Origin of the sequence: Kribbella koreensis (genome assembly GCF_039525325.1) — a bacterium.
In the GTDB taxonomy this organism is placed as follows: domain Bacteria; phylum Actinomycetota; class Actinomycetes; order Propionibacteriales; family Kribbellaceae; genus Kribbella; species Kribbella koreensis.
In genome coordinates this window covers 360,846-384,311 of record NZ_BAAAHK010000001.1, presented here as the reverse complement: position 1 = coordinate 384,311, position 23,466 = coordinate 360,846, and the positions used below count along the sequence as shown (strand labels likewise).

The 23,466-nt window shown below is 68.2% G+C and carries 21 protein-coding genes; 17 read left to right on the top strand and 4 right to left on the bottom strand.

Annotated features, from left to right (window positions below; genetic code table 11):
- The first annotated feature begins 94 nt into the window (after window positions 1-94).
- A complete protein-coding gene (gene prfA, locus ABD116_RS01770) occupies window positions 95-1,171 on the top strand; it encodes a peptide chain release factor 1 (RefSeq protein WP_343964036.1) in 1,077 nt (358 codons plus the stop codon).
- 5 nt (window positions 1,172-1,176) lie between these two features.
- Window positions 1,177-2,016, top strand: coding sequence for a peptide chain release factor N(5)-glutamine methyltransferase (gene prmC, locus ABD116_RS01765; protein ID WP_328326891.1), 840 nt, complete (start codon window positions 1,177-1,179; stop codon window positions 2,014-2,016).
- On the opposite strand, the gene ABD116_RS01760 is transcribed toward prmC, so the two are convergent.
- The 3 genes from ABD116_RS01760 to ABD116_RS01750 form a co-directional block, all read right to left on the bottom strand.
- Window positions 2,007-2,942, bottom strand: coding sequence for a hypothetical protein (locus ABD116_RS01760; protein WP_343964034.1), 936 nt, complete (start codon window positions 2,940-2,942; stop codon window positions 2,007-2,009). The genes prmC and ABD116_RS01760 overlap by 10 nt on opposite strands.
- Before the next feature lie 61 nt (window positions 2,943-3,003).
- On the bottom strand, window positions 3,004-5,958 hold the full coding sequence (locus tag ABD116_RS01755; RefSeq protein ID WP_343964032.1) for an AfsR/SARP family transcriptional regulator: 2,955 nt from the start codon (window positions 5,956-5,958) through the stop codon (window positions 3,004-3,006).
- A 45-nt stretch (window positions 5,959-6,003) separates the two neighbouring features.
- On the bottom strand, window positions 6,004-7,020 hold the full coding sequence (locus tag ABD116_RS01750; RefSeq protein ID WP_343964030.1) for an adenosine deaminase: 1,017 nt from the start codon (window positions 7,018-7,020) through the stop codon (window positions 6,004-6,006).
- Window positions 7,021-7,139: 119 nt separating this feature from the next.
- On the opposite strand from ABD116_RS01750, the gene ABD116_RS01745 reads away from it, so the two are divergent.
- The 15 genes from ABD116_RS01745 to sppA all read left to right on the top strand — a co-directional run bounded on the left by ABD116_RS01745 (window position 7,140) and on the right by sppA (window position 22,844).
- The gene (locus ABD116_RS01745) at window positions 7,140-7,973 is read left to right on the top strand and encodes an L-threonylcarbamoyladenylate synthase (protein WP_343964028.1); all 834 of its coding nucleotides are present in this window, start codon (window positions 7,140-7,142) and stop codon (window positions 7,971-7,973) included.
- A 149-nt stretch (window positions 7,974-8,122) separates the two neighbouring features.
- Complete coding sequence (locus ABD116_RS01740; protein ID WP_343964026.1) at window positions 8,123-9,241, top strand: glycosyltransferase family 4 protein; 1,119 nt, start codon at window positions 8,123-8,125, stop codon at window positions 9,239-9,241.
- A 195-nt stretch (window positions 9,242-9,436) separates the two neighbouring features.
- The gene (locus ABD116_RS01735; RefSeq protein WP_343964024.1) at window positions 9,437-9,916 is read left to right on the top strand and encodes a Cg1360 family ATP-synthase-associated protein; all 480 of its coding nucleotides are present in this window, start codon (window positions 9,437-9,439) and stop codon (window positions 9,914-9,916) included.
- Window positions 9,917-10,042: 126 nt separating this feature from the next.
- Window positions 10,043-10,258, top strand: coding sequence for an AtpZ/AtpI family protein (locus tag ABD116_RS01730; protein ID WP_343964022.1), 216 nt, complete (start codon window positions 10,043-10,045; stop codon window positions 10,256-10,258).
- A 97-nt stretch (window positions 10,259-10,355) separates the two neighbouring features.
- Window positions 10,356-11,138, top strand: coding sequence for a F0F1 ATP synthase subunit A (gene atpB, locus ABD116_RS01725; protein ID WP_343964020.1), 783 nt, complete (start codon window positions 10,356-10,358; stop codon window positions 11,136-11,138).
- 93 nt (window positions 11,139-11,231) lie between these two features.
- Window positions 11,232-11,465 (top strand): ATP synthase F0 subunit C, encoded by a 234-nt coding sequence (atpE, locus tag ABD116_RS01720; RefSeq protein ID WP_343964018.1) that lies wholly within the window; start codon window positions 11,232-11,234, stop codon window positions 11,463-11,465.
- A 30-nt stretch (window positions 11,466-11,495) separates the two neighbouring features.
- Window positions 11,496-12,071 carry a F0F1 ATP synthase subunit B gene (locus ABD116_RS01715; protein WP_343964016.1) on the top strand — a complete coding sequence of 192 codons (576 nt, stop codon included), beginning with the start codon at window positions 11,496-11,498 and terminating at the stop codon, window positions 12,069-12,071.
- Window positions 12,071-12,868, top strand: coding sequence for a F0F1 ATP synthase subunit delta (locus tag ABD116_RS01710; protein ID WP_343964014.1), 798 nt, complete (start codon window positions 12,071-12,073; stop codon window positions 12,866-12,868). Before ABD116_RS01715 ends, ABD116_RS01710 begins: the two co-directional genes overlap by 1 nt.
- A 90-nt stretch (window positions 12,869-12,958) precedes the next feature.
- Window positions 12,959-14,596 (top strand): F0F1 ATP synthase subunit alpha, encoded by a 1,638-nt coding sequence (atpA, locus tag ABD116_RS01705; RefSeq protein ID WP_343964012.1) that lies wholly within the window; start codon window positions 12,959-12,961, stop codon window positions 14,594-14,596.
- 6 nt (window positions 14,597-14,602) lie between these two features.
- Complete coding sequence (locus ABD116_RS01700; RefSeq protein WP_328326868.1) at window positions 14,603-15,514, top strand: F0F1 ATP synthase subunit gamma; 912 nt, start codon at window positions 14,603-14,605, stop codon at window positions 15,512-15,514.
- 5 nt (window positions 15,515-15,519) lie between these two features.
- On the top strand, window positions 15,520-16,974 hold the full coding sequence (gene atpD, locus ABD116_RS01695; RefSeq protein ID WP_343964010.1) for a F0F1 ATP synthase subunit beta: 1,455 nt from the start codon (window positions 15,520-15,522) through the stop codon (window positions 16,972-16,974).
- Complete coding sequence (locus tag ABD116_RS01690; protein WP_343964008.1) at window positions 16,974-17,378, top strand: F0F1 ATP synthase subunit epsilon; 405 nt, start codon at window positions 16,974-16,976, stop codon at window positions 17,376-17,378. Before atpD ends, ABD116_RS01690 begins: the two co-directional genes overlap by 1 nt.
- A 92-nt stretch (window positions 17,379-17,470) precedes the next feature.
- The gene (locus ABD116_RS01685; RefSeq protein ID WP_328326862.1) at window positions 17,471-17,902 is read left to right on the top strand and encodes a DUF2550 domain-containing protein; all 432 of its coding nucleotides are present in this window, start codon (window positions 17,471-17,473) and stop codon (window positions 17,900-17,902) included.
- Window positions 17,903-21,163, top strand: coding sequence for a DEAD/DEAH box helicase (locus tag ABD116_RS01680; protein WP_343964004.1), 3,261 nt, complete (start codon window positions 17,903-17,905; stop codon window positions 21,161-21,163).
- A gap of 22 nt (window positions 21,164-21,185) precedes the next feature.
- Entirely contained in the window at window positions 21,186-22,844 is a 1,659-nt protein-coding gene (gene sppA / locus ABD116_RS01675; RefSeq protein WP_343964002.1) for a signal peptide peptidase SppA, read from the top strand.
- On the opposite strand, the gene ABD116_RS01670 is transcribed toward sppA, so the two are convergent.
- Window positions 22,837-23,424: a cob(I)yrinic acid a,c-diamide adenosyltransferase gene (locus ABD116_RS01670; protein WP_343964000.1), complete on the bottom strand. Its 588-nt coding sequence runs from the start codon at window positions 23,422-23,424 to the stop codon at window positions 22,837-22,839. The two genes, sppA and ABD116_RS01670, sit on opposite strands and share 8 nt — an antisense overlap.
- Between the last annotated feature and the right edge of the window lie 42 nt (window positions 23,425-23,466).

Here is a 23,466-nt window from a genome sequence, read left to right as displayed (position 1 = left end):
CGTGTTGTGCGGCTTCGCCGCGAGCGGGGGCTTCGCCACCCGCACCCCCCTTGCGTGGGCTGGTGCTTGATTCGTACCCGGAAGGAGTGCAGGCATGTTCGAGGCAGTGCAATCGCTGAAGGCGGAGTACGCCGAGCTGGAACGGCGGATGTCGGATCCTGAGCTGCACTCCGACCAGGCCGTCGCGCGGCAGGTCGGCAAGCGGTACGCCGCCTTGGCGCCGGTCGTGCGGACGTACGCGGAGTGGCTCCAGACGGCCGATGACATCGAGGCCGCCAAGGAGCTCGCCCACGAGGACGCGAGCTTCGCCGAGGAGGCGATCAAGCTCGAGCGCCGCCGCGACGAGCTGGCCGAGAAGCTGCAGGTGCTGCTCGTGCCGCGCGACCCGAGTGACGACAAGGACGCGATCCTCGAGATCAAGGCGGGAGAGGGCGGCGACGAGTCGGCCCTGTTCGCCGGCGACCTGCTGAAGATGTACCTGAAGTACGCCGAGTCGCAGAACTGGAAGACCGAGGTGCTCGACTCGGCCGAGTCCGACCTCGGCGGCTACAAGTCGATCACCGTCGCGGTGAAGGCGAAGGGCACGCCCGAGCCCGGCGAAGCGCCGTACGCGAAGCTGAAGTTCGAGGGTGGCGTGCACCGCGTGCAGCGGGTGCCGGTGACCGAGTCGCAAGGACGGATCCACACCAGCGCGGCCGGTGTCCTGGTGCTGCCCGAGGCCGAGGACGTCGACGTCGAGATCGACCAGAACGATCTGCGGATCGACGTCTTCCGGTCGTCCGGTCCCGGCGGTCAGAGCGTCAACACCACCGACTCGGCGGTCCGGATCACCCACATCCCGACCGGCATCGTCGTCTCGATGCAGAACGAGAAGTCCCAGCTGCAGAACCGCGAGCAGGCCATGCGGGTACTGCGGTCCCGGCTGCTCGCCGCTGCGCAGGAGGCGGCCGACCAGGAGGCGTCCGACGCCCGCCGGTCGCAGATCCGTACGGTCGACCGCTCAGAGCGCGTACGCACCTACAACTTCCCGGAGAACCGCTTCTCCGACCACCGGGTCGGCTACAAGGCGCACAACCTGGACCAGGTGCTCAACGGCGAGCTGGCCCCGGTGATCCAGGCACTGACCGAGGCGGACCTCACCGCTCGTCTAGAGGCCGTCGAGAGCCAGTGACCCCGGTGAGTGTCCGCACGCTGCTCGCCGAGGCCACTGCCCAGCTGGCTGACGCAGGGGTCGCGTCTCCCGACTATGACGCGGCAGAGCTGCTGGCCCACGTCACCGGCGTACGGCGGATGCAGTTGGGGCTCGTGAAGCCCACGGCCGACCAGGAGGCGCAGTACGCCGCCCTGCTCGCCCGTCGCGCCCAGCGCGAGCCACTGCAACACCTGACCGGTACTGCGGCCTTCCGCTACCGCGACCTCGCCGTAGGACCAGGGGTGTTCGTACCGCGCCCCGAGACCGAGGTGCTCGTCGGCTGGATCCTCGACCGCATCGCCGACGTCGAGAACCCACTGGTGGTCGACCTCTGCAGCGGCTCGGGTGCGATCGCCGGAGCCGTCGCCACCGAGCGGCCCGACAGCACGGTGCATGCCGTGGAGCTGTCGCCCGAGGCGTGCGTCTGGGCCCGGCGCAATCTGGCCGGGACTGGGGCCACCTTGCATGAAGGCGACATCGACGGTTGCCTGCCGGAGCTGGATGGCCAGGTCGACGCGGTGATCTCCAACCCGCCGTACATCCCTTTGACTGCTTGGGAATCCGTCACTGCCGAGGTGCGCGACCATGACCCGGCGCTGGCGCTCTGGTCGGGCGACGACGGGCTCGACGAGATCAAGGTCGTCGCTGCCACCGCCGGCCGGCTACTGAAGCCTGGTGGGTGGTTCGGGTGCGAGCATGCCGACGTACAGGGTGAATCCGCGCCGGCCGTCTTTGCTGCGACCGGTCTGTTCACCGAGGTACGCGACCAGCTCGACCTGACTGGCAAGCACCGCTTCGCTACGGGGCGCAGAGTTCACTCGTAGACGACGAACTCCGGGCGGGGTTTGAGCGCCATCACCTGGGCCGGTGTCATCAGCGGGCCGTGCCGGGTGTCTTCCTGGTAGAAGAGCTTGAAGCCCGCATGCACGCCGGCCGCCATCCGCGGCGTGAGCTTGTGCCAGGTGGACTCCTTGGCTGAACGGCTGCCGATCCCGTCGACCGACTTGATCGTCACGACGCCCGGGTGTTGCTTCAAAGCCTTCTCGTTGCTGACGATCCGCGCTGACAGTTGGTGAAAGACGAACACCTTCTCCGGTAGGTCGTTCTGGGCGACCAGCCCGGACAGGTACTTCGCGATGCCGTCCAGCTCGGCGCCGCTGGTGTGCCCGAAGACTCGCCCCGGCACCTGGCCCGGCCCGACCGCCCACTCCGGGTCGAAGGCGAGGCCGACGTCGGGTTCCTTCAGCCAGCGCTCCTGCCGCTTCACCTCGTCGAGGATCTTCGCCCGGCCCGGCTGGATGTCGAGCAACAGCAGCATCTTGTGCTCGCGGGCGACCTTCAGATACCGCTCGATCTTCTCGTCGGCCAGGCGGTTGCGGTACTTGCGGTCCTTCCCCGGCCCGCCGCTCGCGACTACGACGATCAGCTCGAGCACCGGCAACGGAGTACGCCCGACGGCGTACGACTTGGCAAGCTTCTCCAGCTTGTCCGCCTTCGCATCCAGGTCCTTGTCCAACGGCCCCAACGCAGGCGACCCCGGCAGCCCGACATACCCCACCAGCTGGTACTTGGGAAAGATCACCCGCCCACCCCGAGGCAACTCCCCATCAGCCGGCGGCGCAGGCATCGAACTGGACACCTTGGGCACCGGCTTCAGCACCGGCCCGGCCCCCGCATCGCCCTTGCTGTCGCTGCAGCCGGCTGCCGCCACCAGCAGCAAGCTCGCCACAACCCCAGCCGTCCTACGCACCGCACCAGGGAACCACGGCGAGCCGACAAAACCACGCGGCGGAGGGCGTGGACGACGCGGGTCAGGCTGTGCGGGGGAGGGCTGCTCGGCGGCGCCGGAGTTCGGCGGCGTGCAGGGGTGTCATGGTGCCGAGTCGCTCGAGGGCTGCGTCGAGCAGCTTTGCGGCTTCGGATAGGGCTCCGGCGGCCTCGGCGCAGGCGGCTAGGCCGGCTAGGGCCCGGGCCGCGATCAGACGGCGGTGGTCTTCTTGTGCGCTCTCGAGGAGCGCCTCGAAGTACCGCTTGCTCTGCTCGAGGTGGCCGGCGGCGAGGTGGGAGCGGCCGAGTTGGGTCCGGGCCTCGTCGGTGGCGAACACGCTGGCGGTTTCGAGGCCGATCGACAGGGCCTGCTGCTGGAGCTCGATCGCCTGGGCGAAGTCGCCGAGCTGACGGTGAGCGGCGCCGAGCTGGCAGAGCGAGTCGGTCCGGCTGAAGCGCATCCCGAGCTCGGCCGCGAGCGCCTGGGACTCCTTGACCGCCTCGATCGCGAGCAGCGGCTGGCCGAGTTCGTTGTACGACTCCGCGATGCCGTTCAGCAGGTGCGGCTGCAAGGTCCGGTCATCGTCGGCCCTCGCCATCGACAAGGCCAGCCGGTAGGACTCCAGCGCTTGCCGGTGTTCGCCCCGGGCGCCCTCGGTGATCGCGCGCTCGGCCATCGCGTGCGCGGCGGCGGGCCGGTTGCCGATCGCCTGGGCGAGCTCGAGCGCCGCGGTGTGGGCGGCGACCGCCTCCTCGCCAGGATTGATCAGCCGCAGCGCCTCACCGAGGAGGCTGAGCAGCTGGATGCGTAGCACGGGATCGTCGTCGCCCAGCAGCTCCAGAGCGGCCCGGACCGGGCCCAGCGTCGCCAGCGGCCCGCGCTGGGGCCTCTCCAGGACAGCCTTGACGAACAGAACGCGGGCCTGCGGTACGGACGCTCCGAGCCGTTCAGCCGCAGCCAAGCCGAGTTCCAGCAGCGTCGTCCGTTGATGGACCAGGTTCCGTTCATGGAAGTAGCGAGCGAACGCTGCGGCGATCATCCAGCTCTGCTCGTCGAAGGAGCCGTCAGCTACTCGCTGGACCGCGGCGACGACGTTGTCGCCTTCCGCATCACCCCAAGCCCGGCCCTCCTTGGGAGTCGTCAACACAGGACCGGCGGCTGAGTCTCGCTCGCTGAGATCGACATAGCGGAGCTTCGTGAGCAGCGACACGGCGCGATGGGATGTCTGGAGGTAGTACTCGAGCAAGCGGCCGACGGCGGCCTCACGATCGGCCAAGGCGTCCTGCTGGCTCAGCTTGCCGGCGTACTGGCGCAGTAGGTCGTGGAACTGGAACCTGTCCGGCGCTGACTGCAGCAGGAGGCTGGCGTCCAGCAGGTCCTCCAGCAACGGCTCGGCGTCGTACGGCTCCACACCGGCGAGTGCGGCCGCGCCATAGCGGTCCACGTCCCGGCCGGGGAGCAGGCTGAGGTAGCGGAACATCCGTTGCTGCTCAGGGCTCAGTTGCTCGTACGACATCGCGAACGTCGACACCAGCCCGCGACCGTCGGCCGTGAGCTCGTCCAGCCCACGGTCCTGTGCTTGCAGCCGCTGGTTGAGGTGCTCGACCGTCCAGGTCGGCCGGTGCCGCAGCCGCGCCGCAGCGATCCGGATCGCCAGCGGCAGGTACCCACAGAGCTCCACCAACTCCTGCGCGGCCTCGTGCGAACCGCCACGCTCGGAGCCGACGATCTCGACCAGCAGCCGGGCAGCGTCCTCCGCGCCGAGCACCCCGAGCGGAACCCGCCGGGCCGCGTCGATGCCGATCAGTTGCCGGCGGCTGGTGATCAACACGCCACAGCTAGGGGCCCCAGGCAACAATGGCTCGACGAGCCGGCTGTCAGGTGTGTCATCCAGGACGATCAGTACCCGCCGCCCGGCGACCTCGGACCGCCACAACGCGGCCTGCTCGTCCAGCTCGCGCGGGATCCGCTCTGGCTTCACCCCAATGCTGCTGAGCAGATGCTCCAGCGCAGCCCGTACTTCGAGAGCCCCCCGCCCAGGCGTATGCCCGTGCAACTGCAAATACAGCAGCCCATCCGGGTACACGTCAGCCAACTCACGCGCAGCCCGTACGGCGAGCGCCGTCTTGCCCGCCCCACCCATGCCGTCCACGGTGACGATCGGCGGTGCAGTGCGTTCCTCCCGACTCAATGCGGCGACCACTGCCGCCAACTCGGTGTCGCGCCCGACGAATGCTGAGTCCTGGTAGGGCAATTCGTCCCGCCCGGGCCGTGCTTCGCTCTCGTTGCGCAGGATCCGCTGATGGGTCGCCCGCAATTCCGGGCCGGGCTCTACGCCGAGCTGGTCGACCAGGGTGTCCCTGGCTTGCTTGTAGACCGTCAATGCGTCTGCTTGTCGGCCACCGGCGTACAGGGCGAGCATCAGTTGGCCAGCCAGGCGCTCATCGAGAGGCCGCTCGGCTACTGCGGTCACTAGCTCGGCCACGACCGCCGAGTGGCGTCCACTGGCCAGGTCGAGGTCGATGCGGTCGCTCAGGACCTTGTAGCGCCGCTCCACGAGCCGCTGTCGGTGGGTAGCGAGGTAGCGGCCCGGCAGCCCGCTCAGTGGCTCACCGCGGAAGAGATTCAGCGCCTCGGCATAGGCTCCTGCGTCCTGCTGAGCCTCGGCGGCTTGCACTGCTGCATCGAAGCGGTTGACGTCGACTGCGTCGGGAGTCACCCGCAGCATGTACCCGTCCCTGGTCCGCTCCAGCAGGCCCTCGACGGCCAGCGCTTTGCGGATTCGGTAGATGTACGGCGGTAGGACCTTGAGGCCGGTTGCCGGTGGCTTGTCGCCCCAGACCGCGTCGAAGAGCTCTTCCGGAGTACAGGTCCGGTTGGCACGCAGGGCCAGCACAGCGAGGAGCGCCTGCTGGCGTAGCGGACCCACCTCGACCAGCTGTCCGTCCAGCCGGACGGACAGCGAGCCGAGCAGCTCAATGCGCAGTCCCGCAGTCACACTGCGCAGTCTGGCGGCGCAGGACGGCCACCGGCAACCGAGTGACTACGCCTTGGCCACGTACTCGTCGATCTCCGCGATCAGCTTGGTCTTCGTGGTGTCGTCGGCGAAGGAGACCTGGACGGCGGTGCGGGCCAGGTCGGCCGCGCCCTGGTTGTCGAGGTTGAGTAGGTCGGCGGCGACGGCGTACTCGTTGACCAGGTCGGTGCCGAACATCGGCGGGTCGTCGGAGTTGATGGTGACGACCAGGCCGGCCTCGACCATGCCGCGCAGCGGGTGCTCGTCGTACGACGCGACGACGCGGGTGGCGAGGTTGGAGGTCGGGCTGACCTCGAGCGGGATCCGGTGCTCGCCCAGGTAGTCGACCAGGGCCGGGTCCTGCAGGGCAGAGGTTCCGTGACCGATCCGCTCGGCCTTCAGTACCCGCAGGGCGTCCCAGATGGTCTCCGGGCCGGTCGACTCACCGGCGTGCGGCACGCTGCGCAGACCGGCGGCGCGGGCGGCATCGAAGTACGGGGCGAACTGCGGCCGCGGTACGCCGATCTCCGGGCCGCCGAGGCCGAAGCCGACCAGGCCGTCGGGGCGGACCTCGGTGGCGATCCGCAGCGTCTCGGCTGCCGCGGGCAGGCCGGACTCGCCGGGGATGTCGAAGATCCAGCGCAGGACGACGCCGAACTCCTTCTCCGCGGCGGTTCTGGCGTCCTCGATCGCCTCGCAGAACGCCTCGGCGGCCATTCCCCGTTTGACCGACGAGTACGGCGTGACGGTGAGCTCGGAGTACCGGATGTTCTGGCCGGCCATCTCGCGGGCGACCTCGTAGGTGAGCAGCCGGACGTCCTCGGGCGTGGTGATCAGGTCCACCACGGACAGGTAGATCTCGATGAACCGGGCGAAGTCGGTGAAGACGAAGTACTCCGCGAGCGCGGCGGCGTCGGCGGGTACGGCCGAGTTCGGATGCCGGGCGGCGAGCTCGGCGACGATCCGCGGCGAGGCGGAGCCGACGTGGTGGACATGCAGCTCGGCCTTCGGCAGGCCGGCGAGAAAGTCGCGTGTCACAGTCATGGCGGGGATCTTATGCATGCCGTCCGGTCGCCCGCCGGGAAGCTGACAGATGATTGTCAGGAGTGCGTGCGGCGAACCCGATTGGGGCGCGTAGCCACCGGAGTGGCACGATTCACTCCGTGAGCGAGCGCTTTGACTTCACCGGTGACGAGTTGGCCCCGGCCTATCGTGCGGCCGTGGACGCGATCGAGGCGGGCGACCTGGTCGTCCTGCCGACCGACACCGTCTACGGGATCGCGGCGGACGCCTTCAAGGCCGACGCCGTGCAACGGCTGCTGGACGCCAAGGGCCGCGGCCGCGACATGCCGCCGCCGGTGCTGATCTCGGTGGTCGAGTCGCTGGACGCGCTGGCGACCGACGTACCGGAGGCCGGGCGCAAGCTGTGCGAGAAGTTCTGGCCGGGGCCGCTGACCGTGATCTGCCATGCACAGGGGTCGCTGATGTGGGACCTGGGGGAGACCCAGGGGACCGTCGCCCTGCGCGTGCCCGACCACGAGAACACGCGTGAGCTGTTGTCCCGCACCGGACCGCTCGCGGTGAGCTCGGCGAACTTGAGTGGGCAGCCGGCGGCGCTGGATGTGTACGACGCCGAGGCGCAGCTGCTCGACTCGGTCGCCGTCTACCTCGACGGCGGTGTCGCCACCGGCGGCCAGCCGTCGACCATCGTCGACCTGACCGGCGACGTGCCCCACATCGTCCGGATCGGCGCTCTGTCCGTCCAGCAGATCCGCGAAGTAGTCCCCGAGGCCACCACCGACCTCGAGCCCGACGAGAAGCCCCAGGACGAGCAGCCGCAGGACGAGAAGCCGGCCGACGAGACCGTCCAGGACGAGAAGCCGGCCGACGAGCCAACCGAAGCACCGGTCGAGGCGTCCAAAGAGAAGATCGATGACCAGCCCGGTGACGAGAAGACAGCTGATGTGAGGCCTGCGGACGAAGCTCATGACTCCTGACTCCACGCCTACTGCGCGGCACTCGGCACGGCATCTCGCCGCACGGGTGCAAAGGGCAAGATGCTCCGCATCTAACCCTCCGCCCCCGCACGCCGAGCTACCGCACCGAGCACCTGCTCGCTACGGCGTGGAATCAGGAGTCATGAGCTGTGCGTGAGTATCTGCTGGTCCTGTTCGTGGCGATGGCCACGACCTTTCTGCTGACCGGTGTGGCCCGGCAGATCGCGTTGCGGTACGGCGCGGTGGCCAAGGTCCGTACCCGGGACGTGCACAAGGTGCCGATCCCGTACTTCGGTGGGATCTCGATCCTCGGCGGCCTGATCGCCGGCTTCGCGGTCGCCTCCAGCCTGCCCTTCCTCGGCGACAGCCTGCAGGTCGCCCACGACGCCCGGGCGATCCTGATCGGCGGCGTGGTGATCTGCGCCGTCGGCGTCGTCGACGACCTGTACGAACTGGACGCGATCACCAAGTTGGCCGGCGAGGTCCTGGCGGTCGGCGTGATGGTCGTCCAAGGCATCCAGCTGTACTGGCTCCCGCTGCCCGGCGGCATCTTCTCGCCGCCACCCGCGCAGCTGGCCGTGCTGACCGCCGGCATCCTGCTCGTCTCCACCAACGCGGTGAACTTCGTCGACGGCCTGGACGGTCTGGCCGCCGGCGTCACCGCGATCGGCGCGGCCGCCTTCTTCACCTACTCGTACCTGCTGAACGTCGAGCAGAACCTCGACCGCGCCACCACCTCGACCCTGATCACGGTCGCGCTGGCCGGTGCCTGCCTGGGCTTCCTGCCCCACAACTTCTTCCCGGCAAGAGTGTTCATGGGTGACTCAGGGGCCCTGCTGATCGGTCTGATGCTGGCCGCCTCGACGATCAGCCTGACCGGCCAGATGGACCCCAACGCCGTCCCGTACGAGGTCGGCGGCTCCAGCCTGCTGCCCGCGCTGCTCCCGTTGATCCTCCCGATCGCGGTCCTGGCGATCCCCGCGCTCGACCTGACACTGGCCTACATCCGGCGTACGAAGGCCGGCCGCTCGCCCTTCGCGGCGGACAAGCTGCACCTCCACCACCGCCTCATGCAGCGTGGTCACTCGCACCGCCGCGCGGTCCTCCTGATGTACCTGTGGACCTTCCTCATCGCCTTCGGCGTGGTGGTTCTCGGCCTGCAACTGAAGTGGTGGACGACGCTGCTCGTGCTCGCCGTCGCCGTGGCCGCGATCCTGCTGACCACCGGTCTGCCGAGGCGTTCCGGGAGGGCGCTCTCCAAGGTCTGACCGGGACCAGACCAGTAGGTGTCGTGGCCTACAGATAAGGTGTGCGTGTACAGCGGCAGGGACGCTCGTTTTGCTGACCGTGAAGACTTTGTGCTAGTTTTCACAAGCACCAGCAATCAACAGCTTCACCCCTGACCCCGCCCACCAGACGACCGAGGGCAAGAATCCCGGTCGCCAGCAGGACGGAACCACCAGATGCCCCCCAAGGCTGACACCGCCCAGGTAAGTAGCCCCAAAGAAGCCGGCCAAGCGACAAAGCACCCGGCTCTCGCGATGTTGCGCGGCGCCGCGGTCGCCGCAGTGGTCGTCGGCGTGAACGCAGCCGCCGTCGCGACCGTAGCCGCCGGGTCCAAGGGGCTGTGGGGCGCACTGCTCGGCCTGCTGATCGTGCTGGTCTTCTCCGGTGCAGGCCTGCTCGCGCTGCATGCGGCGCGGCACACCAGCCCGACCATGCAGCTCGGCGTCGCGATGGCCTCCTACACCGGCCGGATCGCGATCTTCGGCGGCCTGCTCGCCCTCGCGATCAACTCCGACTCGCTGGCCCGCAACGTGAACCTCACCGCCCTCGGAATCACCGCGATGGTGGTCGTGATGGGCTGGATGGCCGGCGAGATCTGGTCCTGGTCCCGGCTGCGCGTGCCGATCTACGACCTCGACCACGAGGTGAACCCGTGAGCACAGTCGGTAACGCCTCGGAGAGCCGTTTCCAAGCTGTGATCAAAGGTGTGTCGAATGGCACTGGACACCCCGCTCAGGCCGATGTGACCCGGCGTGTCGCCGACTGGTACCTTTCGGGTGCCAATGAGCCAGAACGAGGATCCGAAGCCGACGCCGAACACATCCGGCGATGGCTGGCGGGTCCTGTCCTACTTGATCGGCGGGGTCCTCGTCTACGGGGGCATCGGCTTCGGGTTGGATCGCTGGCTGGGCACCAAGTTCTTACTTCCGGTGGGCATCGTGCTCGGTGCCGGCCTGACGATCTTGCTGTTGAACTTCCGGTACCGGCAGCGGTCCTGAGCCCTACCGGGTCTGACGTAGTTGACCGCCTTGCCCTGAGCCGCCCTGCCCTTAGCCCTATGGCGAACGACTTGAGCACGACGCGAGAGGAGACCCGGTGAGCGCCGGCGTTCCGACCGAGTTCATCCCACCCGGTCCACAAAGCTTCGACACCCCGCCGATCATCGACGGCGTCGACTGGTTCACCAAGCCGGTGCTGATCGCCGCGCTGTCGGTGGTGGTGATCATCTGGTTCTACTGGGGTGCGTCCCGCAAGGCCGCCGTGGTGCCGTCCAAGCTGCAGTTCGCCGGCGAGTTGGGTTACAACTTCGTCCGCAACTCGATGGCTCGCGACGCGATCGGCAGCCAGGAGTACATGAAGTACGTGCCGTACCTGTGCGGCCTGTTCTACTTCATCCTGCTGAACAACGTCGCGGCGACGATCCCGCTGCTCCAGTTCCCGACCTTCAGCCACATCGGCTGGGCGTACGTGGCCGCGGTGATGAGCTGGGTCATCTACAACTTCGTCGGCATCAAGAAGAAGGGCCTGTGGGGCTACTTCAAGCACCAGACGATGCCGGCCGGTGTGCCGATCTGGCTGATGCCGCTGATGATCCCGATCGAGTTCATCTCGAACATCCTGGTCCGGCCGATCTCGCTGAGCCTGCGGTTGTTCGCCAACATGTTCGCCGGCCACATCCTGCTGCTGGTCTTCGTCACCGGTGGCGAGTACATGGTGCTGCACTCCGGCAGCATCGCGATCGGCGGTGTCGGCATCATCACCTGGCTGATGGCGCTGGCGATCGGCGGCCTGGAGTTGTTCGTCCAGTGCATCCAGGCCTACATCTTCGTCGTACTGACCGCGCAGTACATCGGTAGCGCGATCTCCGACGAGCACTGACCATCACCACCCAGCTGTAACCCAGACCCGTCGTAACGGAAACCCGGATAGTCCCTATCCGTACCGAAAGGAAACACCGCAATGGTGAGCAACATGGCTCTCGCAATCACCGGTGACATCGCCGTCCTCGGCTACGGCCTCGCCGCGATCGGCCCGGGCGTGGGCGTCGGTCTGATCTTCGCCGCGGTCATCAACGGCACCGCGCGTCAGCCCGAGGCACAGAGCAAGCTGCAGTCGATCGCGTGGATCGGCTTCGGCGTCACCGAGGTTCTGGCGATCATCGGTATCGCGCTCGCCTTCGTCTTCAAGGGCAAGACCGGCGCCTGATCTTCCACCCCTGACTGACAGGACTGAGACATGCTGACGACACTTCTCCCGCTGACAGAAGCGGCCGCTGAGGAGACCCCCAGCCCGCTGCTGCCGCACGTGGCTGAGATCATCTTCGGCTTCGTCTTCCTGATCCTGCTGGCCATCGCCTTCGCCAAGGTCGTGGTACCGAAGTTCGAGAAGGCTTACGCCGATCGGACCGCGGCGATCGAAGGCGGGATGAACGAGGCCAAGCAGGCCCAGGCCGAGGCGAAGGCGGCGCTCGACAAGTACAACGCGCAGCTGTCGGAAGCCCGGCAGGAAGCTGCGAAGATCCGCGAGGACGCGCGCGAGCAGGGTGCGCTCATCATCGCGGAGATGCGTGAGCAGGCCAACACCGAGGCCGAGCGCATCGTGAACCACGCCCGCACCCAGATCGACGCCGAGCGGGCCCAGGCCGTGGCGTCGCTGCGCAGCGAGGTCGGCACCATGGCGACCACGCTGGCCGGCCGGATCGTCGGCGAGTCGCTCGAGGACGAGGCGCGCCAGCGCCGGACCGTCGAGCGCTTCCTGGCCGATCTCGAAGCTTCGGAGTCGGCCCGGCAGGCCGTCGGAACGGACGGCTGATGCGCGGCACATCGAGGGAGTCACTCGCCAAGGCCCAGGAGGCCCTGGCGGGTGTCACCGTCACCGAAGGCCTCGGCGCCGAACTGTTCTCGGTGGCCAAGCTGCTCGACGGCAACGGCTCGCTCCGGCGGGCGCTGACCGACCCGGCCCGCCCCTCGGCGACCCGGACCGGTCTGGCCCAGCAGTTGCTCGGCGGCAAGATCTCCGCCCAGGCGCTGGAGATCCTGACCGCCGCGGTGTCCGGCCGCTGGGTCAGCGGCCGTGACCTCGGCGACTCGCTCGACGAGCTGAGCGTCCAGGCCGACGTGGCCTACGCCGACGGCCAGCGCAAGCTGGACGACGTCGAGGACGAGCTGTTCCGGCTCGACCGGATCATCACCGCGGAGCGGGCGCTGAGCGACAAGCTGAGTGACCGCAACATCCCGGTGGCCACCCGCCAGCAGCTGCTCCACAAGCTGCTGCAGGGCAAGGCGACCGACGTGACCGTGCGGCTGGCAGAGCGCGCGGTGGACGGCCGGGGCCGCAGCTTCGCGGGTTCGATGCGGTCGTACCAGGTCGCTGCCGCCGCCCGGCGCAGCGCCAGCATCGCGACCGTCCGGGTCGCCGCGGACCTGTCCGAGGCCGACCGCACCCGGCTCGCGACGGTCCTCGGCCGGCAGTACGGCCGCGACATCCAGCTGAACGTCATCGTCGACCCGACCGTCGTCGGCGGCGTCCGGGTGGACATCGGTGACGAAGTGATCGACGGAACCATCGCGGCCCGGCTCGACGAGGCGCAACGGCGCATCGCGGGCTGACCCCTAACGACATATCGGCGCTAGTGGTCAGCAAGCCTCTAGAGCCCATCACCAGGCCAGCAAAGGTCAAGGAAGCAGGGACGGAAGATAATGGCTGAGCTCACGATCAGGCCGGAGGAGATCCGGGACGCCCTGGATCAGTTCGTCCGCGACTACACGCCGGACGAGGCCGCCCGCGAAGAGGTCGGCACCGTGATCGACGCGGGTGACGGCATCGCGCACGTCGAGGGCCTGCCCTCGGCGATGACGAACGAACTGCTCGTCTTCGAGGACGGCACCCAGGGCATCGCGCTGAACCTCGACGTCCGCAGCATCGGTGTCGTCGTGCTCGGCGACTTCGGCGGCATCGAAGAGGGCCAGCAGGTCCGCCGGACCGGCCAGGTCCTGTCCGTGCCGGTCGGCGAGGGCTACCTGGGTCGCGTCGTCGACCCGCTGGGCAAGCCGATCGACGGCCTCGGTGAGATCACCGGCCTCGAGGGCACCCGCGCGCTGGAGCTGCAGGCGGCCGGCGTGATGGACCGCCAGGAGGTCCGCGAGCCGATGCAGACCGGCATCAAGGCGATCGACGGGATGATCCCGATCGGCCGCGGCCAGCGTCAGCTGATCATCGGCGACCGCAAGACCGGCAAGACCGCGATCGCGATCGACACGATCATCAACCAGAAGGCCAACTGGGAGTCCGGCGACCCGAAGAAGCAGGTCCGCTGCATCTACGTGGCGATCGGCCAGAAGGGCTCGACGATCGCCGCCGTCCGCGGCGCGCTCGAAGAGGCCGGCGCGATGGAGTACACCACCATCGTCGCCTCCCCGGCGTCCGACGCGGCCGGCTTCAAGTACGTCGCGCCGTACACCGGTTCGGCCATCGGCCAGCACTGGATGTACCAGGGCAAGCACGTCCTGATCGTCTTCGACGACCTGACCAAGCAGGCCGAGGCGTACCGCTCGATGTCGCTGCTGCTGCGCCGCCCGCCGGGCCGTGAGGCCTACCCGGGTGACGTCTTCTACCTGCACAGCCGGCTGCTCGAGCGCTGCGCGAAGCTGAGCGACGAGCTCGGCGCGGGCTCGATGACCGGCCTGCCGGTGATCGAGACCAAGGCCAACGACGTCTCGGCCTTCATCCCGACCAACGTCATCTCCATCACCGACGGCCAGATCTTCCTCCAGTCGGACCTGTTCAACGCCAACATCCGCCCCGCCATCGACGTCGGCATCTCGGTGTCGCGAGTCGGCGGCGCCGCGCAGGTCAAGGGCATGAAGAAGGTCTCCGGCTCGCTGAAGCTGGACCTCGCGCAGTTCCGCGCGATGGAGGCGTTCGCGATGTTCGCCTCCGACCTCGACGCCACCTCGCGCCGCCAGCTGGACCGCGGTCAGCGGCTGGTGGAGCTGCTGCGCCAGCCGCAGTACTCGCCGTACCCGGTCGAGGACCAGACCGTCTCGATCTGGGCCGGTACCACCGGCAAGTTCGACGACGTCCCGGTCAACGACGTACTCCGGTTCGAGCGTGAGTTCCTGGACTTCCTGCGCCGGGAGAGCAACGTGCTCGACGCCGTCCGCGAGTCGGGCAAGTTCGAGGACGACTCGGCCGACGCGGTCACCGACGCGCTGAAGAAGTTCAAGCCGACCTTCCAGACCTCCGACGGCCAGCTGCTGGTCGGCAAGGAAGAGACGGCGGCGATGGACTCCGAGGACGTCGAGCAGGAGCAGATCACCAAGCAGAAGCGGGGCTGATCGTCCATGCCCGCAACCCAACGTGAGCTGAAGGATCGGCGAGCCTCCGTCTCGACGATCAAGAAGCTCACCCGTGCGATGGAGCTGATCGCTGCGTCCCGGATCGTCAAGGCGCAGCAACGCGCCAAGGCGGCTGGTCCGTACGCGCGTGAGCTCACCCGAGCGGTGTCGGCGGTGGCGACGTTCTCGAACGTCGACCACCCGCTGACCACCGAGAAGCCGAACCCCAAGCGGGCCGCGGTTCTCCTGATCACCTCCGACCGCGGCCAGGCCGGCGCGTACTCCTCCTCGGTCATCCGGGAAGGGGAGCGGCTGAACCAGCTGCTCCGGGAGAGCGAGAAGGAGATCGTCCCGTTCCTGAGCGGGCGCAAGGGGATCGCCTACTACACCTTCCGGCAGCGCGAGGTCGCGCAGTCGTGGAGCGGCGACTCCGACGCGCCGTCGTTCGCCCGGGCACGGGAGATCGCCGACGCGTTGATCGAGGCCTTCCTCAAGCCGACCGAGGAGGGCGGCGTGGACGAGATCCACATCGTCTTCACCCGGTTCGTCTCGATGCTGACGCAGAAGCCGGACGTCATCCGGCTGCTGCCGCTGGAGGTCGTCGAGGGCGAGGAGGCGCCGGCCGCCGAGGACGTACTGCCGCTGTACGAGTTCGAGCCGTCCGCCGAGGACGTGCTGGACGGGCTGCTGCCGAAGTACGTCGCGAGCCGGATCCACTTCTGCATGCTGCAGGCGGCGGCGTCCGAGCTGGCCAGCCGGCAGCGCGCGATGAAGTCCGCCACGGACAACGCGCAGGATCTGATCGAACGACTGACCCGCGAGTACAACCAGGTGCGTCAGTCGGCCATTACCCAGGAAATCAGCGAGATCGTCGGTGGCGCGAACGCGCTGGCCGACGCCAACGCCGGGAGCGAGTGAGAGAGATGACTGCCACGGTTACCGAGAAGGACAACAGCGGCGCGGCAGGTGCCGTGGGCCGCGTCGCCCGGGTCATCGGCCCGGTCGTCGACATCGAGTTCCCCGCGGACGCGATGCCCGACATCTACAACGCGCTCGAGGTGGACATCACCTTGAACGACGTCACGGCCACGATCACCCTCGAGGTCGCGCTGCACGTCGGCGACAACATCGTCCGGGCGATCTCGATGAAGCCCACCGACGGCCTGGTCCGCGGCGCCGAGGTGCGCGACACCGGCGCGGCGATCTCCGTGCCGGTCGGCGACGTCACCAAGGGCCGGGTCTGGTCGGTGACCGGCAAGTGCCTGAACCAGGACGAGTCCGAGTTCGAGATCACCGAGCGCTGGCCGATCCACCGCAAGGCGCCGGCCTTCGACCAGCTCGAGTCCAAGACCGAGATGCTGGAGACCGGCATCAAGGTGCTGGACCTGCTCACCCCGTACGTGCAGGGCGGCAAGATCGGCCTGTTCGGCGGCGCGGGCGTCGGCAAGACCGTCATGATCCAGGAGATGATCTACCGGATCGCGCACAACTTCGGTGGCACCTCGGTGTTCGCCGGCGTCGGTGAGCGCACCCGTGAGGGCAACGACCTGATCGGTGAGATGGAAGACGCGGGCGTCTTCAAGGACACCGCGCTGGTCTTCGGCCAGATGGACGAGCCGCCGGGCACCCGGCTGCGCGTCGCGCTGTCCGCGCTGACGATGGCGGAGTACTTCCGCGACGTGAAGGAGCAGGACGTACTGCTCTTCATCGACAACATCTTCCGCTTCACCCAGGCCGGTTCCGAGGTCTCCACGCTGCTCGGCCGGATGCCGTCGGCCGTTGGTTACCAGCCGAACCTGGCCGACGAGATGGGCATCCTGCAGGAGCGGATCACGTCGACCCGCGGTCACTCGATCACCTCGATGCAGGCGATCTACGTGCCCGCCGACGACTACACCGACCCGGCGCCGGCCACCACCTTCGCGCACCTGGACGCGACCACCGAGCTGTCGCGTGACATCGCGTCGCGTGGTCTGTACCCGGCCGTCGACCCGCTGACCTCCACGTCGCGGATCCTCGACCCGCAGTACATCGGCCAGGAGCACTACGACGTGGCCGTCCGGGTGAAGCAGATCCTGCAGAAGAACAAGGAACTGCAGGACATCATCGCCATCCTGGGTGTCGACGAGCTCTCCGAAGAGGACAAGATCACCGTCGCCCGCGCGCGCCGGATCGAGCAGTTCCTCTCGCAGAACACGTACATGGCGGAGAAGTTCACCAACACGCCGGGTTCGACGGTGCCGCTGAAGGACACCATCGAGTCGTTCAAGAAGATCACCGAGGGCGAGTGCGACCACATCGCCGAGCAGGCCTTCTTCAACGTCGGTTCGCTCGACGACGTCGAGCGGCGTTGGGCTGAGCTCCAGAAGGAACTCTGATGGCTGACGAGTCCGGCAAGCACCTCGAGGTCGCGCTGGTCGCGGCCGAACGGGTGGTCTGGGAGGGACAGGCGAAGATCGTCATCGCCCGTACCACCGATGGCGACATCGGTATCCTCCCCGGCCACGCGCCGCTGCTGGGTCTGCTGCAGGGCGGCACCGTCCAGGTGCGGACGGTCGACGACGAGTACTTCGTCGCGGCCGCTCCGGACGGCTTCATCTCGGTGGCGCACGACCGGGTCTCGATCCTGGCCGAGAACGCCGAGATGGGGCACGACATCGACCTGGAAGAGGCCAAGCTGGCGCTCGAGCAGGCTCAGGCCACCGGCACCGACAGCGAGGACGAGCAGGAGCAGGTCCGGCTCGCCGAGGCCAGGGTGAGGGCCGCCGAGAAGGCGTCCTGAACCCACCTGCCATAATTGAAAAGAGTTGGATTCAGTACGGTTCGGGGATGGCGTCACCACAGCGAGGGCGCCAGGAATGAGGTTGGCAACTTATGAGCACAGTCCTCGAATTGGTCGGGGTCTGTTGCCTTGCTGCCGTACTGCTGATCATCGCTTTCGCGTGCCGTCGTCGCTGGTTGTCCAGGGACGGCGGCACGTTCGATTGCAGCCTGCAACTGGCTGAGAAGGACCACGGCCGCGGCTGGGCGCTGGGACTGGCCCGCTACGTCGGCGACGACCTGCAGTGGTTCCGGGTCTTCAGCCTGGCCTGGTGGCCGAAGCTGACCGTCAACCGCCGCCAGCTCGAAGGCGTGACCACCCGCCGCCCGATGGGCAACGAGCCGCTCGTGACGTACGCCGGCCACGTCATCGTCGACGCCGAGCTGCGCGACCGGACCGTGCACTTCGCGATGACCGAGGAGGCCCTCACCGGCGTCCTCGCCTGGATGGAATCCGCACCGCCCAGCACCCAGACGTACCTGTAGGTGCCGGCCGCGATCGTGAACGGCCTCAGCCCGGTCGTCGTGGAGAACGCGGTCGGGGAGGCCGCCTACGCCAGAGGACTCGGCTACGCCCAGGGCGGCGCGGTCCGCTCGGTGTCGTGGGACTCGTCGGCCAGTACGCTCCGCGGCCAGGTCCGCGCGGAGCTGGAGAGCCTGTACGACGTCGTCATCTACCTGACCTTCGCCGACGACGGCCAGGTGGACTACCTCGACGGTGAATGCAGCTGCGAGGTCGGGTTCGACTGCAAGCACGTGGCCGCGCTGGCGCTGGAAGCGATCATGTCCGCCGCGGAGCCCACCGCGGCCGCAGGTCCGGCCAGGCGAGCTGCCGGCTGGGAGTCGTCGTTGGGGTCGCTGGTCGGTCGGGGGCCCACCGCCGACCGACTGGGTTCCGCGCCGCTGGCGATCGAGCTGACCCTGCTGACGCCTACCCAGTACTCGACCAAGCGCCGGTCCAACTCCGACAGCCCGATGGTCAGCGCCCGGGTGGTGCGGCAGGGCAAGAAGGGCTGGATCCGGGGCAATCTGACCTGGACGACGCTGGACAACCCGTACGGCGAGTTGGTCAAGGCCCAGTCGCAGGCGCTGCAGGAGCTCTACGCGTCGTACAGCTCGCGGCGATCCAGGTCGTACTACCACGGCGACGAGAAGACGATCGAGCTGTCGGCCTTCGACAGCCGGCAGCTCTGGCCGTTGCTGGACCAGGCGCTGGCCGCGGGCGTCCGGCTCGTCTACAGCAAGAAGGCGATGGGAGATCTCGATCCGTACGGCGTGGCCGAGTTCGGTCTGGACGTCACGAACGACTCGTCGGGTGACCTGCTGAGCAGGCCGGTCATCCGGATCGAGGGCGACCCGGAGGTCGTGCCCGTCGAATTCATCGGCGCCGAGGGCCACGGGCTGGTGTGGATCGACCGGTCGGCTCTCAATCCGGCGGCGAATCTGGAGGAGTTGCGGTTCCGGCTGGCCAAGCTGACCCGGTCGGTGCCGCCGGAGCTCCAGCAGGTCGCCCTGACAGGGCAGGAGCTGCGGATCCCGGCGGCCGACAGCGCCCGCTTTCGGGCTGAGTACTTCCCCAGGCTTCGCCAGGTGGCCGAGGTGCTCTCCTCCGACGACTCGTTCGCCCCGCCGACGATCTCTGGCCCGGAGCTGAGTCTGCAGGCGGAGTACGGGGCTGACCACGCGCTCGACCTGCGCTGGAGCTGGCTCTATCGGGTCGACGACTCCGAGCTGCGAGTGCCGGTCGCCGAGACCTCCGGGCCAGGCGAGATCTACCGCGATCTGGATCAGGAGCGCGAGATCCTCGCCGGCCTCGATCTGCAGCCGGAGTCGCTCCCCGAGACGCTGCAGGAGTTCGACACGGTCCGGTTCAGCACCGAACTGCTTCCCCAACTGGTCGCGGACCCGCTGGTGGACGTCGAGGTGACCGGTACGCCGGCCAAGTACCGCGAGGTCGGCGATCTGGTCACCGTCGGCGTCACCACCTCGGCGCCGCCCGGTGAGACGGACTGGCTCGATCTCGCGATCACGCTGATGGTCGAGGGCCAGCGGGTTCCGTTCGTCAACATCTTCCGTGCGCTGGCGATCGGCAAGACGTCGGTACTGCTGACCAGTGGCGCCTACTTCAGCCTGCAGAAGCCGGAGCTGAAGGCGTTGCGGGCGCTGATCGACGAGGCGCAAGCGCTGCAGGACATCCCCAACGATCAGCTGAGGATCAGCCGGTACCAGGTCAGCTTCTTCGACGAGCTGGAGCGGCTCGGCGTCGTGGAGCACCAGGCCGAGGGCTGGCAGCAACAACTGGCCGCGCTGCGCTCCGTGGACACGACCGACGCGACCCCGCTGCCGGCGACGATCGAGGCGGCGCTGCGGCCGTACCAGCTGGAAGGTTTCCGCTGGCTGGCCTTCCTCTGGAAGTTCGGGCTCGGCGGCATTCTGGCCGACGACATGGGGCTCGGCAAAACATTGCAGGCGTTGGCGTTGATCGCTCATGCCAAGGAAAGAGAGAACCCCGGACCGTTCCTGATCGTCGCGCCGACCAGCGTCGTGTCGAACTGGCCGTCCGAGGCGGCGCGCTTCGCGCCGAGCCTGAAGGTGGTGACGATCGCCGACACCTTGCGCCGTCGCGGCCAGCGTCTCGACGAGGCGATCGGCGACGCCGACGTGGTGGTGACGTCGTACACGCTGCTCCGCCTCGACATCGACGCGTACGCCGATCGCGCGTGGGCCGGTCTGGTGCTCGACGAGGCCCAGTTCACCAAGAACCATCAGTCGAAGCTCTACCAGTGCTGCCGACGGCTGCCGGCCCCGTTCAAACTGGCCATCACCGGTACGCCGATGGAGAACAACCTGATGGAGCTCTGGTCGCTTCTCTCGATCACGTCGCCCGGCCTGTTCCCCAGCCCGACCCACTTCGACCGGTACTACGTACGCCCGATCGAAAAGGATGCCGACGCCGACCGCCTGGCCCGGCTGCGTCGCCGGATCAAGCCCCTGGTCAAGCGCCGGACCAAGGAGCAGGTGGCTGCGGACCTGCCCGAGAAGCAGGAGCAGGTGCTCGAGGTGGAGCTCCATCCCCGGCACCGCAAGATCTACCAGACCCACCTGCAACGCGAGCGGCAGAAGGTCCTCGGCCTGGTCGCCGACTTCGACAAGAACCGATTCACCATCTTCCGGTCGCTGACCCTGCTCCGGCAGCTGAGCCTCCATGCCGGCCTGGTCGACGAGGCGCACAGCGAGCTGGCCAGCGCGAAGATCGACGCCCTGCTCGAACAGCTCCCGGACATCATCGGCAGCGGTCATCGTGCCCTGGTCTTCAGCCAGTTCACCGGCTTCCTCGAGCTGGTCCGGCAGCGGCTGGACGCGGAAGGAATCGAGTACTGCTACCTCGACGGCAGCACCAGCAATCGGCCCGCGGTACTGAAGAAGTTCAAGGACGGTACTGCGCCGCTGTTCCTGATCAGCCTCAAGGCCGGCGGGGTCGGGCTGAACCTGACCGAGGCGGACTACTGCTTCCTGCTCGACCCGTGGTGGAACCCGGCGACCGAGGCGCAGGCGGTGGACCGGATCCACCGGATCGGCCAGCACAAGTCGGTGATGGTCTATCGGCTGATCGCGAAGGACACCATCGAGCAGAAGGTGATGGAGCTCAAGGACCGCAAGGCGGCCCTGTTCGCCAGCGTGATGGACGAGGGCAATGCCTTCGGCGCCGGGCTCAGCCCCGACGACATCCGCGGGCTCTTCAGTTGATCGGAGTGCCTAGAGTCGACCTATGACGGGCATTCTGCTGGAACTGGATCTGACGCGTGGGGTCCTGGAGACTCCGCCTGCTTCGCCGCTGGCCGCTTTCCGGGCCCGGCACCTGCCGACCATGCGGGAGCTGGTGCGGGCGCTGCGCAAGGGCGCCGAGGACGACCAGGTGGTCGGGCTGGTCGCGCATCTGGGCGGGCCGGCGCTGTCGCTGGCCCAGGCACAGGACCTGCGGGAGGCCGTGGCGGACTTCCGGGCGTCGGGGAAGGGTGCGGTCGCCTGGACCGAGTCGTTCGGCGAGATCGGCGGCGGGACGGTGCCGTACTACCTGGCGACAGCGTTCGACGAGATCTGGCTGCAGCCGTCGGGGGACCTGGCGATCACCGGGGTGTCCATCCAGGCGACCTTCATCAAGGGGGCGCTGGACAAGGCGGGGGTGATTCCGCAGTTCGGCCGGCGCCGGGAGTACAAGTCGGCGGTGGAGACCTTCACCGAGAAGGAGATGTCCGGGCCAGCCCGCGAGATGGCGTCGCGGCTGGCGGAGTCGGCGTACGAGCAGATCGTCGAGGGCATCGCAGTACGGCGCCGGCTGGAGCCTGCGAAGGTGCGCGAGCTCGTCGACGACGCGCCCCTGTCAGCGGACGCCGGACGTGAGGCTGGTCTCGTCGACAAGCTCGGCTATCGGTCGGATGTGTACGACGAGCTGGAGAAGCGGCTGGGGGAGACCACGCCGCTCCTGGCCGAGCGGTACGTCCGCCGCGGACCCAGGACGCTGCAGGAGGTCCGCAAGAATCTCCCCTGGCCGCAGAAGCCCGTAGTAGCGGTGATCCGGATCAGCGGTGGCATCAGTGTCGGCCGCAACTCGGGTGGTGGACCCATCGGCGGCCCCGGCTCGGGCTCGGACACCATTGGAGCCGCCCTGCGCGCTGTAGCCGAGGACGACAAGGTCAAGGCCGTCGTACTCCGGGTAGACAGCCCAGGCGGCTCCTACGTCGCCTCAGACGCCATCCGTCACGAGGTACTCCGCCTACGGGCCACCGGCCGTCCAGTAGTCGCCTCCATGGGCAGCGTCGCGGCGTCAGGCGGCTACTTCGTCGCCATGCCCGCAGACGTCATCGTCGCCCAGCCGGGCACCATCACCGGCTCCATCGGCGTCTTCTCCGGCAAGGGCGTGGTGCGGGACGCCCTGGGCCGCATCGGCATCTCCCAAGAGGCTGTGTCGGAAGGCGCCAACGCCCGGATGTACTCCGCCCAGGAGGAGTTCACCACCGAGCAGTGGGAGCGCCTCGAAGAGACCCTGGACCGCATCTACGAGGACTTCGTCGCCAAAGCCGCCCAGGACCGCGGCCTCCCCGTCGCAGACCTGGAAGCCCTGGCCCGTGGCCGGGTCTGGACCGGCGCCGACGCCCACGAGCGCAAGCTGGTCGACGAGCTCGGCGGCTTCGAGCACGCTCTGCGACTGGCCTGCAACCGCGCAGGCCTCGACAGGGACAACATCACCCTCACCGCGGCGCCTCACCGGTCCCTGATCGACCGCCTGCGCCCGCCGGAGTCCACGGACGACCTGGCGGCCACAGCGAAGTCATGGACCGCAGACGGCCTCACCAGCACCATCTACGCGGCCCTAGGCCTCCCACCCACCGGCATCCTCACGATGCCGATGAGCTGGCGCCTTACTTAGGGTCGCGGTCTCCGCCCGGGACCCAGAGGACGTCGCCGCCCGAGGACAGGTTGGCTACCCGGCCGAGGATGAACAGCAGGTCCGACAGGCGGTTCAGGTACGTGATGGCGAGCAGGTTGACCGTCGGGCCGTGGGTCTCGACGGCGGTCCAGGCGGAGCGTTCCGCGCGGCGGGTGACTGTGCGGGCGACGTTGAGATACGCGGCGCCCGGCGTACCGCCCGGGAGGATGAAGGAGCGGAGTTTGGTGAGGCGGTTGTTGTACTCGTCACACCAGCCCTCGAGCCGGTCGACGTAGTCCTGAGTGATCCGCAGGGGCGGGTACTCCGGGTCCGCGGAGATGGGGTTGCACAGGTCGGCGCCGACGTCGAAGAGGTCGTTCTGGATCCTGGTCAGCAGCAGCACCAGGGAACTGTTCAGGTGGCCGGCCGCGATCGCGACGCCGATCGAGGAGTTCGCCTCGTCGACATCGCCGTAGGCCACCACCCGTGGGTCGGTCTTCGATGCCTTGCTCATGTCGCCCAGGCGGGTCTCGCCGGCGTCTCCGGTCCGGGTATAGATCCGCGTCAAGTTCACAGCCATGTCACGGCACTCTACGCAAGCTTGCGACGACGAGCCGATACA